The 13,738-nt window shown below is 67.3% G+C and carries 10 protein-coding genes; 5 read left to right on the top strand and 5 right to left on the bottom strand.

Going from position 1 to position 13,738, the window contains the following annotated elements:
* Positions 1–92 precede the first annotated feature (92 nt).
* On the top strand, positions 93–2,018 hold the full coding sequence (locus LK539_RS21355; protein ID WP_227803078.1) for a S9 family peptidase: 1,926 nt from the start codon (positions 93–95) through the stop codon (positions 2,016–2,018).
* Positions 2,019–2,072: 54 nt separating this feature from the next.
* Here the strand turns inward: LK539_RS21355 and LK539_RS21350 are convergent, their stop codons facing one another.
* The 5 genes from LK539_RS21350 to LK539_RS21330 form a co-directional block, all read right to left on the bottom strand.
* Entirely contained in the window at positions 2,073–2,573 is a 501-nt protein-coding gene (locus tag LK539_RS21350) for an outer membrane beta-barrel protein (protein ID WP_227803077.1), read from the bottom strand.
* 214 nt (positions 2,574–2,787) lie between these two features.
* A complete protein-coding gene (cphA, locus tag LK539_RS21345) occupies positions 2,788–5,379 on the bottom strand; it encodes a cyanophycin synthetase (protein WP_227803076.1) in 2,592 nt (863 codons plus the stop codon).
* The gene (locus tag LK539_RS21340) at positions 5,376–6,251 is read right to left on the bottom strand and encodes a cyanophycinase (protein WP_227803075.1); all 876 of its coding nucleotides are present in this window, start codon (positions 6,249–6,251) and stop codon (positions 5,376–5,378) included. The genes cphA and LK539_RS21340 overlap by 4 nt, the downstream gene beginning before the upstream one ends.
* Positions 6,248–7,159, bottom strand: a complete 912-nt coding sequence (locus tag LK539_RS21335; protein ID WP_227803074.1) for an isoaspartyl peptidase/L-asparaginase — start codon at positions 7,157–7,159, stop codon at positions 6,248–6,250. The genes LK539_RS21340 and LK539_RS21335 overlap by 4 nt, the downstream gene beginning before the upstream one ends.
* A gap of 119 nt (positions 7,160–7,278) precedes the next feature.
* On the bottom strand, positions 7,279–7,761 hold the full coding sequence (locus tag LK539_RS21330; RefSeq protein WP_227803073.1) for a DUF2244 domain-containing protein: 483 nt from the start codon (positions 7,759–7,761) through the stop codon (positions 7,279–7,281).
* A 120-nt stretch (positions 7,762–7,881) separates the two neighbouring features.
* On the opposite strand from LK539_RS21330, the gene LK539_RS21325 reads away from it, so the two are divergent.
* The 4 genes from LK539_RS21325 to LK539_RS21310 all read left to right on the top strand — a co-directional run bounded on the left by LK539_RS21325 (position 7,882) and on the right by LK539_RS21310 (position 13,716).
* On the top strand, positions 7,882–9,147 hold the full coding sequence (locus LK539_RS21325) for an Hsp70 family protein (protein ID WP_227803072.1): 1,266 nt from the start codon (positions 7,882–7,884) through the stop codon (positions 9,145–9,147).
* 12 nt (positions 9,148–9,159) lie between these two features.
* Entirely contained in the window at positions 9,160–9,822 is a 663-nt protein-coding gene (locus LK539_RS21320) for a PolC-type DNA polymerase III (protein ID WP_227803071.1), read from the top strand.
* Between the two features lie 170 nt (positions 9,823–9,992).
* Complete coding sequence (locus LK539_RS21315) at positions 9,993–11,384, top strand: tetratricopeptide repeat protein (protein WP_227803070.1); 1,392 nt, start codon at positions 9,993–9,995, stop codon at positions 11,382–11,384.
* Positions 11,385–11,532: 148 nt separating this feature from the next.
* The gene (locus tag LK539_RS21310; RefSeq protein ID WP_227803069.1) at positions 11,533–13,716 is read left to right on the top strand and encodes a prolyl oligopeptidase family protein; all 2,184 of its coding nucleotides are present in this window, start codon (positions 11,533–11,535) and stop codon (positions 13,714–13,716) included.
* Positions 13,717–13,738: the final 22 nt, after the last annotated feature.

Here is a 13,738-nt window from a genome sequence, read left to right as displayed (position 1 = left end):
CAGGCATAAGCGCTTTGCTGCATGTTGACATGGCTAGCCGGGTTTGCAACACTCGACCCGTTGTCTTTCTAGCTAACAATATGGAGAAGCCCATGCGTCTGGTCCGTTCCGTCGTCCACCTGTCCGCGCTCGCCCTATGCGTGCACGCCGCCTTCGCCCCAGCCCACGCCGCGACCACCGCGCCGGCGGCCAAGGTCCAGAAGGCCCAGAAAACGCCCAAGCGCTACACGATCGAGCAGTTCATGGCGACGACTTCGGTCACCGGCGCCTCCTTCAGCAAGGACGAGAAGAACATCCTCTTCAGCAGCAACGCCTCGGGCATCTTCAATGTCTACACGATGCCCGTCGGCGGCGGCAAGCAGGTAGCACTGACCCGCTCGACCACCGACAGCACCTATGCCATCGGCTACTTCTACAACGACGACCGCATCCTGTTCACGCGCGACAGCGGCGGCAACGAGCGCAACCACGTCTTCGTGCGCGAACTCGACGGCAAGGAAACCGACCTGACCCCGGGCGACAAGCACCGCGCGATGTTCGCCGGCTGGCGCCCCGATGGCAGCGGCTTCTATGTGCTGACCAACGAGCGCGATCCGAAGTTCTTCGACCTTTACCTGCATGACGCAAAGGACTACAAGCGCAGCGTCGTGTACCAGAACGAGAGCGGCATGAACGTCTCGAGCATCAGCCGCGACGGCAAGTGGCTGGCCTTCGACAAGCCCAACACCACGGCCGACAGCGACGTCTACCTGTATAACGTCGCCACGCGCGAGATGAAACACATCACGCCGCACAAGGGCACCGCCAGCTACTCGGCCTCGACCTTCGATCCGGAATCGAAGCGCCTGCTGTTCACCACCAACGACGGCGGCGAATTCAATCGCATCGCCAGCTACGACCTCGCCAGCGGCCAGGTCAGCGAGGTCGAGAAGGCCGACTGGGACCTGCTGGGCGCGAGCTATTCGCGCAACGGACAGCACCGGGTGAGCGTGGTCAACCGTGACGGCAGCATCGATGTGCGCGTCGTCGACGTGGCGGGCAAGCCGGTGGCGATGCCCAGGCTCCCGGGCGGCGAGATCCGCCAGACCACCTTCTCGCCGAGCGGCCGCCTGGTCGCGTTCTATCTCAACGGCGACCGCTCGCCGAGCAACCTGTACGTGCACGACTTTGGCAGCAGGAAGACCACCCAGCTGACCCAGAGCCTGAACAAGGAAATCGATCCGAACGACCTGGTCGAGGCCGAGGTGGTGCGCTTCCGCTCCTTCGACGGCATGGTGATTCCGTCGATCTACTACAAGCCGAAGGGCGCCTCCGCCACCAGCAAGGTGCCCGCCATCGTCTACGTGCACGGCGGCCCTGGCGGGCAGACCACGCGCGGCTACAGCGCCCAGATCCAGTACCTGGTGAACCACGGCTATGCGGTACTTGGCATCAACAACCGCGGCAGTTCGGGCTACGGCAAGACGTTCTTCACCGCCGACGACCGCAAGCATGGCCGCGAGCCGCTGTGGGATTGCGTCGAGGCCAAGACCTGGCTCGCCAGCCTCGGTTACATCGATCCGGAACGCGTGGCGATCATGGGCGGCAGCTATGGCGGCTACATGACCCTGGCGGCGATGGCCTTCCGGCCGGAAGCCTTCAAGGTCGGCATCGACATCTTCGGCGTGAGCAACTGGGTGCGCACCCTGGAGAGCATTCCGCCCTACTGGGAAGCGCAGCGCAAGGCGCTGTACGACGAGATCGGCGACCCGGTGAAGGACAAGGAATTCCTGGTCGCGACCTCACCGCTGTTCCACGCGGCGAACATCCGCAAGCCGCTGATGGTCATCCAGGGCGCGAACGACCCGCGCGTGATCAAGCCCGAGAGCGACGAGATCGTCGAAGGCGTGCGCAAGAACGGGGTGGAGGTCGAGTACATCGTGTTCCCGGACGAGGGACACGGCTTCTCCAAGAAGAAGAACCAGATCGAGGCCAGCGCCAGGATCCTGGCCTTCCTCGACAAGCACCTGAAGAAGTGAGGATGTGAGCGCGTAAGACAGGCGGCCCGCGGGCCGCCTGTTTTTATATCAGGATCAGAACAGGAACTGCAGCGCCAGGGTCCAGACGTTGGGCTTGAGCGCGCTCGGCTTCTCGCGCGGCAGGCGCTCGACTTCAAGCGTGACGGCAGCGTTCGGGCTGATCGAATACTGCAGGCCGAAGGCGCCATAGGCGCCGGTATCGGTTTTCTTGCCGAGCGGGGTCGGCGCGGCCGGCAGTGGCTGGCGGCGGGTCTGTCCCACACCGACCTTGCCGTAGGCAGAGAGCTTCTCGCTCAAGGGGAGGCTGGGCTTGACGGCGATGTACATGCCGTAGCCGTTCTTCAGGTCCACCGCGCCGGCCTCCAGCGCGAGCTGCGGCTTGATCTGGTAGCCGGTGAAGACTTTCGGGCTGGCCTTGGTCGCAGCACCGACGTAGTCGACGCTGGACACGCCCACGCCCACATACGATTGCGGGGCGGTGCGCATCGGCTCGGCCGCCTGGACGGCGCCGGCGGCGATGAAGCCTGCGAAGAGAACGGCCAACACTTTCTGCATACCTTGTCCTTCCGAATTCGGGCCGGTGCGCTGTCGCGAGGAGCGGGCCGGTTTATGGATGAGCAAGGTAACAGTTGTGGGTCAGCATTAAAATAGCAATTTGTAACGAAATGCAAAAGTTGGACTGATAAACCAACAACATCAGCCTGGTTTAAGACGAGCTTAAGTAAAACGGCCCCTCACGGGGCCTTTTTCACATCGGTGAGGTGGCGGCTCAAATCGCTTCCGCCTCGATCCGGCGCGCCAGTTCCGGCTTGTCCGGACGAATGGCATCGGTCAGCTCTGACAAGGTGCTGCCGCAACCGAACACCAGCACGTCGCCCGGCTTGCACAGCGACAGGCCGTGGCGGATCGCCTCGCGCGAGTCGAGCACGACGCTCAGCGAATCGTCGGCCAGCCGTCCCAGGCGGGCGCCACGCACCAGCAGCGCAGCGGTTTCACCACTTGCCCTGCCGCGGTTCTCGGTCTCGAACACGACCAGGTCGTCGAAACCGGCGGCGCAGGTGCGGCCGATGTCGATCAGGTCGGCGTCGCGGCGGTCGCCCGGCGCCGCCACCACACCGACCAGGCGGCCGGCGCTCATGGCGCGCGCGCTTTCGGCCAGCGCGGCGTAGGCGGCGCAGTTGTGGGCGTAGTCGACGATCACGGCAACGCCGTCGACGTCGAACAGGTTCGAGCGGATCGGATTGTGCTTGGCGTCGGAGACGAAGCTGCGCAGGCCGTCGGCGATTTCTTCGTTGCCGAAGCCGTGGGCGGTGAGGGCGCCCGCCGCAGCCAGCGCGTTGGCGATGTTGAAGCGCGCCGCGCCGCCCAGCGAGACCGGCATATCGCGCGCATCGAGCAGCGCTTCGTGGCGCGCGCCGTTGGCCAGCACCAGGGTGTGGTCCTGCAGGTAGACGGCGCGCCCGCCGTTCTCCAGGTGGCGCAGCAGTACCGGATTGTCGGCGTCGAGCGAGAAGTAGATGATCTCCACGCCGTCGCGCAGGGATTCGGCCATCGCCACGCAGTAGTCGTCTTCGGCGTTGAGCACCACCGCGCGCGAGGCGCGCCCGGCGACCACCGCCTTGACCTTGGCCAGGTCGTCGAGGGTCTCGACGCCGTCCAGGCCGAGGTGGTCGCTGGAGACATTCAGCACCACCGACACGTCCACGTGGTCATAGGCCAGGCCGCGCTTGAGGATGCCGCCGCGCGCCGTTTCCAGGACAGCGAAATCGACTTCCGGGCTTGAGAGGATGCTGCGCGCCGAGTGGTAGCCGGTGCAGTCGCCCTTCACGGTCGGCACGCCGTCCACGTACACGCCCTCGGTGGTGGTGACGCCGGTGCGCAGGCCCGCCATGCGGGTGGCGTGGGCTATCAGCAGCGAGGTCGTGGTCTTGCCGTTGGTGCCGGTGATGGCGACCGTCGGGATGCGCCCGTTGCACTCGCCGAACAGGGAGTCGACGATGGCGTCACCGGCGTCGCGCGGGGTGCCGCGGCTCGGGTACTGGTGCATGCGGATGCCGGGCGCCGCGTTGACCTCGATGATGCCGCCGCGCTGGCCGCGCAGGGGCTTGGAGATGTCCTGGCACACGATGTCGATGCCGGCGATGTCCAGGCCGATGGTGCGCGCGGCGCGGATGCAGATGTCGCGGGTTTCTTCCGGCAGCAGGTCGGTCACGTCCTCGGCGGTGCCGCCGGTGGACAGGTTGGCGTTGCCACGCAGGTCGGCCGTGACCCCGTGTTCCAGCACGGTGTCGAAATCGTAGCCCTGCTTGGCCAGGGTTTCCTCGGCCAGCGCGTCCATCGGGATCTTGGTCAGGATGTTGGTGTGGCCTTCGCCGCGCGCCGGGTTGCGGTTCTCGATTTCGACCAGTTCGCGGATGGTGGAGCGGCCGTCGCCCGTCACGCAGGGCGGACGGCGCCAGGAGGCGGCGGCCACCTTGCGGCCGGTGACCAGCACGCGGTAGTCGCGTCCCACCAGATGTTCTTCGACGATGATCTTGCGGCCGTACTTGCGCGCATGGGCGAAGGCGCGCACCACTTCCTCAGGCGTGGCGCAGTTGGTGGTGACGCCCTTGCCCTGGTTGCCGTCGAGCGGCTTGATGGTGGCGGCGCCGTTCAGGCGGCGCGCCGCGCGCAGGGCTTCTTCCTCGGTGCGGACGGTGGCGCCGGCCGGCACCGGCACGCCGGCGCCTTCCAGCAGGGCCTTGGTGAGCTGTTTGTCGCTGGCGATGCCGACGGCGATCGAATTGGTGGCGCCGGTGATGGTCGCCTGCAGCCGCTTCTGGCGGCTGCCCCAGCCGAGCTGGAACAGGTTGGCTTCATCGGTGAGACGCAGCGCCGGGATGCCGCGGCGCAGGGCTGCCTGCACCACGGCGTTGGTGCTGGTGCCGATCGCGTAGTCCTCCGCAGTCTCGCGCAGTTCTTGCAGGGCCGCCGCGAGGTCGAAGGCGCGGTCTTCGGCCAGCGCCTGGACCAGGTCGAGCGCAACGCGCAGGGCGCTGCTGGCGACCTGCTCGATGGCGTAGCCGCACACGATGCGGCGTGCGCGCGGCGCACCCGGCACCGCCAGGGTCGCCTTGACGTCGCCTCCAGGGGCTCCGGCCAGGCGCTGCAGTTCCATCACGACCGGCTCGACTGCCTCGACCAGCAGGGCGTCGTCAGCCAGGCGCACGGCGGCGTCGGGCGGCAGCTCGGGCAGCAGGGCGAACAGGCGGGCGGCGAAGCCAAGCGCCTTGGCGCCGGTGTCGTCGATGACTGCCATCAGGCAGGGGCTGCCGGCATACAGATTGGGGCCGCGCAGCAGGCGTTTTTCCTTGATCTTCATGAAAGCGGGTTCCGTTTCGTTACATTTTCCAAAAAATCGAGCAGCGGCAGCGGCAGGCTCTTGGCCGGGTCGCTGCCGGCAGCGGGCAGGCGGTAGCTGGACCCGGCTGGAAGCAGGTGCAGGCGCACGTCGATCAGTTCCGGCGTGTCGCGGTCCTTGATGTCAGCCACGTTGGTGATCATGGTGCGGCCGTCGACAATCGTGACCGCGCCCTGGCCCAGCACTTCGATGCCCTCGCCGATGTCGATCACCAGGGCCGTGTCCTCGTCGATGCCGATGCCCTGCAGGTAAGGATTCTGGGCCACCACGCTGAGCAGGCGCGAGAGCCGCTGGCGTTCCGAGAAGTGCTGGTCGACCACCACGCGGTGCAGGAAGCCGAGCCCTGCGCCGAGGCTGACCGAGCCTTTCTCCGGCAGGATCTCGGCGCGGCCCTGGGCCAGCATGTGCCCGGACATGGCGGAGGCGCCGGCGCTGGTGCCGCCGATGGTGGCGCCGCGCACCTTCAGCGCGACATGCATCGCGGCGTCGAGTGCGCTGCCGCCGATCAGGGCCAGCAGGCGCTTCTGGTCGCCGCCGGTCATGAAGATGCCGGTGGCCTCATCCACCCGGCGCACGAAGTCCTCGCTGTTGGCGTCCTGCCGGCTGGTCACCTCGAGGTGGCTGCGGCGCTCCACGCCAAGCGAGCCAAAGGCTTCGTCATAGATGCTCCACATCTCGTCGGCGATCGTGCTGGCGGCCGTGATCACGACGATGTTGGCATCGGCGCCGCCGGACAGCTCGACGAAGCGCTTCAGGATTTCCATTTCACGCTTGCGGTCCTCATGGCCGCCAATGATCACCAGGTGGCCGTTCTTGTGTTGTCGTTCGCTCATCGTTGGGTCATTTTCGTGTAGGGCATGCCCTGGTTGTCGTAAGCGCAGGCCTCGGTCCGTGTCACGCCGATCAGTCCAATCGCGACCTCCTTCGGGAACAGGTCGACGCCGCGCTTGAGGGCTTCGTCGAGCGCCATGCCGTGCTCGATCCAGCCGTAGACGGTGCGCGCCAGCAGGTGGCGCACGATGTGTTCGCCGATCCCGGTGGCGGCGATCGCGCCCAGCGAGCCCGCATAGAAGCCGCTGCCGATGATCGGGCTGTCGCCCACGCGTCCCAGCAGGCAAGGCGCCGAGCCGCCGGTCGAGCAGGCCACGGCGAAGTGGCCGTCCGGGCCGCGCACGACGGCGCCGACGGTGTCGCAGGCGCTCGACTTGGGCAACTGCAGCGGCGTCTTGTAGTTCCAGAAGCGGTCGAACAGGCGGTTGTCGATGCCGGGCATGGCCGGCACCGCGCCGGCCAGTTCCTTCATGATCTGTCGATGCTCGGCGCGCTGGTGTTCCGAGATCGGGGCGCCGCCCGGCATGCCGAGCGAACGAGCCAGGCGCTGTGCGCCTTCGGCCACCAGCATGACGTGCGGGGTGTCGGCAATCGCGCGCGCCAGCTTGACCGGATTCTTCACGTCGCGCACCGCGGCCACGGTGCCAAGGCGCCCGCGGGTATCCATGATCGAGGCGTCCATTTCGATGGTCTCGCCATCCAGGCCCAGCGCCGAACCGCTGCCGGCATTGAAGCGGCCATCGTCCTCGAGGGTGGTGACGGCGATGATGGCGGCGTCGAGGGCGTCTCCATTGGCTTCGAGCTGCGCCAGCGCGCGCCGCGCGGCCAGCACGCAGCCGTCTTCGTTTTCCTTCGGTGCGCCCGCACCGCCGTGCACGACGACGGCGCCGGCCTGTTGCATGTTGCTCATGGAATCCTTGTGATGTGTCTCGTTCAGCGTGTTTGTTGTCACGCAGTTAAGACGTCATTATCCGTGGTGGCGCGCGTGCACCATATCGGTACCGTTGCCGTGCTTGTGTAAGAGCTTGCTTACAGGAGACGGGATGGGCCCGTATATAGCAGCGAGGCGCCGCGCAGCGCGCGCCGCAGGGCGCGGACGAGCTCGAGGCGTGCGGAGGGTGTCAGAAAACGTCCAGTCTCGACGCGCACGCCGCGTGCCTCGATCACCACTAGGGTGCGCATGCCGGTATCGGGCAGGCTGACGCGGGCGTGGCTCGGGTCGAGCCGCACCGCGACGCGGCGCGCGCCGTCGGCATGCTCCACCAGCAAACAGCCGTCTTCCAGCAGGATGCGCTCGTGGTCGAGCGCGTGGCGGCTGTAGTGGAGCAGGGCGGCGCCCACGGCCGTGGCCTCGATCAGGGCAAAGGCCAGCACCATCCAGGCGCCGCGCAATGTGAACATGATGGCAATGCCGAGCGTGGCGGCGCACAGCAGCGCATACACGAGCAGCGCCTGGCGCGGCGTGAGCGAGCAGTTGCGCTTCATGAGCCATTCGGCGGGCGTGGTGTCCATGCTTCAGCTGTCAATACGGGTGTGTGCCAGTTTGCCACAAGCGGGAAAATCCCAACGCCCGGTGATTTCATGCCGCTTGTTATCTGTTACCATACCGCCCCTCCCAATGAAAAGGTTCTTATGGCGCTCGCTTGCGGCGTTGACTTCGGTACGTCCAATTCCACTGTCGGCTGGCTGTCCGGCGGCGATGCGCTCCCGGGCGCCGGCGCGCTGCTGTCCCTTGAAGACGGCAAGGCGACCCTGCCTTCGGTCGTGTTCTTCAATGCCGACGATGACCAGGTGAGCTATGGCCGCGCCGCGCTGGCCGACTACCTGGAAGGCTACGAAGGCCGCCTGATGCGCTCGCTGAAAAGCCTGCTCGGTACCAGCCTGATCGACGGCCAGACCGAAGTGGCCGGCCGCGCGCTGCCCTTCAAGGCCCTGCTGGGCCAGTTCATCGGCGAAGTCAAGCGCCGCGCCCAGCAGCAGGCCGGGCGCGAGTTTTCCAGCGCCGTGTTCGGCCGTCCGGTGTATTTCATCGACGACGACGCGCAAGCCGACCGCCGCGCCCAGGACACGCTGGAAGAAGTGGCGCGCTCCGTCGGCTTTCGCGAGATCGCCTTCCAGTACGAACCGATCGCCGCCGCTTTCGACTACGAATCGCGGATCGAGCGCGAAGAGCTGGTCCTGATCGCCGACATCGGCGGTGGCACCTCGGACTTCTCGCTGGTGCGCCTGGGGCCGCAGCGCGCCGGCCGCGCCGAGCGGCGCGACGACATCCTCGCCAACGGCGGCGTGCACATCGGCGGCACCGACTTCGACAAATACCTGAGCCTGGCCAGCGTGATGCCGCTGCTCGGCTACGGCAGCACGCTGCTGTCGGGCGCCGCGATCCCGTCGAGCTACTACTTCAACCTGGCCACCTGGCATACGATCAACCAGGCCTATACCCGCAAGAGCATCGCCCAGCTGGCCGACCTGGTGCGCGACGCGGCCGAGCCGGCGAAGCTCACGCGCCTGCAGAAGCTGATCGACGAGCGCGCCGGCCACTGGCTGGCGATCCAGGTGGAGGCGGCCAAGATCGGCCTGTCCGCAAGTCCGGCGGTCGAGATGGACCTCGACCGCCTGGCGCCGCCCGAGACCCTGGTGGTTACCCGTGAAACCTTCGAGGCCGCCATCGGTCAACTGGTAGACAGCGTCGGCGCCACCGTGCTGCGCCTGTTCTCCGAAGCCGGCGTCGAACCGGATGCGGTGGATACGGTATTCTTCACCGGCGGCTCGAGCGGCGTGTCGCTGCTGCGCGAGCGCATCGCGGCGCTGCTGCCGCGCGCGCGCAAGGTCGAGGGCGACCTGTTCGGCAGCATCGGCGCCGGCCTGGCGCTCGACGCGCTGCGCAAGTTTGGATAACGAGGACCTACCATGAGTGTGTTTGAACGCCCGATCGTGATGCTCGACTTCGAGACCACCGGCCTGTCGCCCGAGATGGGCGACCGCATCACCGAAGTGGCTGCGCTGCGCATCGTCGGCGGCGAGATCCGCGAGCGCTATGTCTCGCTGGTGAACTGCGGCGTGCGCATCCCGTCCTTCATCACCCAGCTGACCGGCATCACCCAGGACATGGTCGACAGCGCGCCGCCGAGCCAGAAGGTGGTGGCGGAGCTGCTCGACTTCATCGGCGCCGACATGCTGTCGGCCCACAACGCCAGCTTCGACGAGAAGTTCCTGAAGGCGGAAGGCTGGCGCATCGGCCGTCCCACCGGCCATTGCGGCCTGGTGTGTTCGCTGAAACTGGCGCGCCGCCTGTTCCCGGGCCTGCCCAGCTACAAGCTGGGCAATCTGTCGAGCGGCCTCGGCATCCCGTTCCGCGGCACAGCCCACCGGGCCGAGGCCGACGCCGAAGTCGCCGCCGAAGTGCTGCTGCATGCGGCGCGCCATCTCGGCACGATCCACGGCCTGCCGCAGGTCGCGCCCGACCTGCTGGTCTCGGTGAACAAGCTGGCGGCGGCCAAGGTCGCGCTCTTCCTGGACAAATACGCCAGCCTCGAGCGGGAACGGCGCGTCACCGTGGCTCAGGCCGCCTGATCCCGCACGCGCGGCGTTCTGCGCATACCACGTCTTTGCCCGCGCGTCGCGTCTCTACGATTGTGCGGACGCAAACTGCTGGTGGGTCGCACTCCTTAAAATTTTAACAACGGCGGACGATCCTGCGCCCGCCTTGTGAAACGGTTCCATTGGGCCGCAAGGGGGTAGGGATGAATCGCCAGAACGCTGCCCGCGAGGGGGTCGAGGTCTTCCAGTGGTTCCTGCCTGCCGCCGAGCGCGGCGATCCCTACGCGCAGTTCAACCTCGGCCTGCTCTACAAGCACGGCGAGGCCGTCGAGCGCGACGACGCGCGCGCCTTCGACTGGATAGGGCGCGCTGCGCGCCAGGGACTGGCGGCGGCCCAGAACCACCTCGGCGCCATGTATGGCAACGGACGCGGCGCTCCGCGCAGCGACGAACTCGCCGCCTGCTGGTTCGGGCGCGCAGCCGCCCAGGGCGATCCGGCCGCCCAGCAGAACCTTGGCCAGCTCTACCGCAAGGGACGGGGCGTGCCGCAATCGCACGAAGTCGCATTCGGCTGGTTCTACCGCGCCGCCGAGCAGGGCCTGGCCAGCGCCCAGAACCTGCTCGGCGAATGCTACCTGCAGGGCATGGGCGTGCCGGTCAGCCACCCGCTGGCGATGGCCTGGTTCCGCAAGGCCGCCAGCCAGGGCCATGGCCAGGGCCAGCTCAACCTCGCCCTCATGTACCGCCGCGGCGACGGCGTCGAAGCCGATGACGCCCAGGCCGTGTGCTGGTTCCGCGAAGCCGCGGCCCAGGGCGTCGCCGCGGCCCAGCGCTTCCTCGGGCTGGCCTATGCCCATGGGCAGGGCGTGCCGGCCGACCCGGACCGCGCCATTTCCTGGCTCAGACGCGCCGCGGCCCAGCACGACACCGAGGCCGACTATGCCCTCGGCACCCTGCTGGCCGCCGGCCACGGCAGCGCCGGCGACGGCCAGGCCCTCGACTGCTTCCTGCGCGCCGCGGCGCGCGGCCACGTCCAGGCGAACTACTGCGCCGGTCTCATGTACGCCGCCGGCCGTGGCGTTCCCCGCGACCCGGCGCGGGCCCTGGAATGCTACCTGCGCGCGGCCGAGCAGGGCGCGGCCAACGCCCAGTTCAGCCTCGGGGTCATGTACGCCCGGGGCGAGGGCGTGCCGCGCGACGAGGCGCGCGCCGCCGAGTGGTACCGGCGCGCGGCCCAGCAGGGCGACGCCAGCGCCCAGAACAACCTCGGCGTCCTGTACGCCAACGGCCAGGGCGTGCCGCACGACGACACCCTCGCCACCTACTGGTACCGCCAGGCGGCCGAGCAGGGCCATACGCTGGCGCAGTACAACCTGGGCGGCATGGTCAACAGCGGCCGCGGTGTCGAGCGCGATCCGCTGCGCGCCTACATGTGGATGGTCCTGGCCGCCAGTGGCGGCCAGGACGGCCGCCGCAACCGCGGCGTCGCCGGACGCCTCGGCGCGGGCGTCGGCCCGTGGGGGCGGGCCCTGGTGAGCCGGGTGCGCGCCGCGCGCCGCCACCAGCACGGCCAGCGCCCGGCGGCCAACTCCTGAGGGCGTTTCTTCCGGTGCATGCAGGGCGGGTCGCCCTGCGGCTTCGTCCCGTATTGACGGGGAAGACATGCATATGCGAGCCCGGCAATTCGCGTTATGATGGCTCTCGGCGCAAGCCGAATCCATGAATAACTCGAACGAGATCGACATGACCCTGAGACACGCAACGCTCGTCGCCCTGCTGGCGGCGGCCTTCGGCGCCAACACGGCGCTGGCACAAAGCTGCCCCGCACCTGGTTCCAAAAACGCCTCCGTGACCTACCCGGTCTCGAAGAAGGTCGACCAGGCTGACAACTACCACGGCACTACCGTCGCCGACCCCTACCGCTGGCTCGAGGACGCGAACAGCGCTGAGACCAAGGAATGGGTGACGGCCCAGAACAAGGTGACGCAGGCCTACCTGGCCCAGATCCCGCAGCGCGCGGCGATCCGCGAGCGCCTCACCAAGCTGTGGAACTACGAGCGCTACAGCGTGCCGGGCAAGGAAGGCGGCCGCTACTTCTACACCCGCAACGACGGCCTGCAGAACCAGTCGGTCCTGTACACCCTGAAGAACCTGGGCGACAGCCCGCGCGTGCTGCTCGACCCGAACACCATGTCGAGCGACGGCACGGTGGCCCTGGCCGGCGTCGAACCAAGCCCGGACGGCAAGCTGCTGGCCTACAGCGTGGCGGCTTCGGGCTCGGACTGGAACGAGATCCGCGTGCGCGACATCGAGTCCGGCAAGGACCTGGAAGACCACATCAAGTGGGTCAAGTTCTCCAGCACCGCCTGGACCAAGGACGGCAAGGGCTTCTTCTACAGCCGCTACGACGAGCCGAAGGAAAGCACCAAGCTGGCCGACGTCAACTACTTCCAGAAGCTGTACTACCACCGCCTCGGCACCCCGCAGAGCAGCGACACCCTGGTCTACGACCGCCCGGACCAGAAGGAATGGGGCTTCGGCGGCAACACCACCGACGATGGCCGCTACCTGATCATCACGACCACCAAGGGCACCGCGCCGAAGTACCGCGTGTCGTACAAGGACCTGAGCAAGCCGGACTCCAAGGTGGTCGACCTGGTCGACAACTTCGACGCCGGCTACCACTTCATCGACAACATCGGCAGCGTGTTCTACTTCAGCACCGACCGCAACGCGCCGAAGAAGCGCATCATCGCGATCGACGTGAACAAGCCGCAGGAGAGCAACTGGAAGGAGATCGTCGCCGAAAGTCCCGACACCCTGGCCGGCGCCGACATCATCAACAACCAGCTGGTTCTGGAATACCTGAAGGATGCGCGCAGCGTCGTGCGCGTGCATGACCTCAAGGGCAAGCTGGTCCGCGAAATCAAGCTGCCGGGCATCGGCACCGTCGGCGGCCTGTCGGGCAAACGCAACGAGAGCGAAACCTTCTACTCGTTCGCCGGCTTTACCACTCCGACCACGATCTATCGCCTGAACCTGAAGAACGGCGAGAGCACCGTGTTCCGCCAGCCGAAGGTCGACTTCGACCCCTCGCAGTACGAGACCCGCCAGCAGTTCTACACCAGCAAGGACGGCACCAAGGTCCCGATGTTCATCGTGTCGAAGAAGGGCCTCAAGCTGGACGGCCAGAACCCGACCTACCTGTACGGCTACGGCGGCTTCAACATCTCGATGACCCCGGGCTTCTCGCCGGCCAACCTGGCCTGGATGGAGATGGGCGGCGTCTACGTGGTGGCCAACCTGCGCGGCGGTGGCGAATACGGCGAAGCCTGGCACCAGGCCGGCACCAAGCTGCAGAAGCAGAACGTGTTCGACGACTTCATCGGCGCGGCCGAGTGGCTGGTGGCGAACAAGGTGACCTCGCCGTCGAAGCTGGCGATCGGCGGCGGCTCCAACGGCGGCCTGCTGGTGGGCGCCGCGATGACCCAGCGTCCGGACCTGTTCGGCGCGGCGCTGCCGGCCGTGGGCGTGATGGACATGCTGCGCTTCCACAAGTTCACCATCGGCTGGGCCTGGACCTCGGACTACGGCTCGTCGGAGAACCCGGACGAGTTCAAGGCCCTGGTCAAGTACTCGCCGCTGCATAACCTGAAACCGGGCACCTGCTACCCGGCCACCATGGTGACCACGGCCGACCACGACGACCGCGTAGTGCCGGCGCACAGCTTCAAGTTCGCCGCCGCTGCCCAGGCCGCCCAGGCGGGCGCCGCGCCGGTCCTGATCCGCATCGAGACCAAGGCTGGCCACGGCGCGGGCAAGCCGACCACCAAGCAGATCGAGGAGGTGGCGGATCGCTGGGGCTTCCTGGCGCGTGAGCTGAAGGTGGGCGAAGCTGCTCCGGCAGCGGTTGGCGGTAGCAAATAAGCTGACACTTTGATGTGAAAAC

Origin of the sequence: Massilia sp. IC2-476 (assembly GCF_020707295.1) — a bacterium.
Lineage (GTDB): Bacteria > Pseudomonadota > Gammaproteobacteria > Burkholderiales > Burkholderiaceae_D > Telluria.
The sequence above is the reverse complement of the archived record's forward strand: the minus strand, read 5'-3'. Positions and strand labels throughout refer to the sequence as shown.

Coding starts and splice junctions, on each gene's coding strand:
- LK539_RS21325 (WP_227803072.1), top strand. CDS start 7,882: ATGGCGCTCGCTTGCGGCGTTGACTTCGGTACGTCCAATTCCACTGTC.
- LK539_RS21350 (WP_227803077.1), bottom strand. CDS start 2,573: ATGCAGAAAGTGTTGGCCGTTCTCTTCGCAGGCTTCATCGCCGCCGGC.
- LK539_RS21340 (WP_227803075.1), bottom strand. CDS start 6,251: ATGAGCGAACGACAACACAAGAACGGCCACCTGGTGATCATTGGCGGC.
- LK539_RS21335 (WP_227803074.1), bottom strand. CDS start 7,159: ATGAGCAACATGCAACAGGCCGGCGCCGTCGTCGTGCACGGCGGTGCG.
- LK539_RS21320 (WP_227803071.1), top strand. CDS start 9,160: ATGAGTGTGTTTGAACGCCCGATCGTGATGCTCGACTTCGAGACCACC.
- cphA (WP_227803076.1), bottom strand. CDS start 5,379: ATGAAGATCAAGGAAAAACGCCTGCTGCGCGGCCCCAATCTGTATGCC.
- LK539_RS21330 (WP_227803073.1), bottom strand. CDS start 7,761: ATGGACACCACGCCCGCCGAATGGCTCATGAAGCGCAACTGCTCGCTC.
- LK539_RS21355 (WP_227803078.1), top strand. CDS start 93: ATGCGTCTGGTCCGTTCCGTCGTCCACCTGTCCGCGCTCGCCCTATGC.
- LK539_RS21310 (WP_227803069.1), top strand. CDS start 11,533: ATGACCCTGAGACACGCAACGCTCGTCGCCCTGCTGGCGGCGGCCTTC.
- LK539_RS21315 (WP_227803070.1), top strand. CDS start 9,993: ATGAATCGCCAGAACGCTGCCCGCGAGGGGGTCGAGGTCTTCCAGTGG.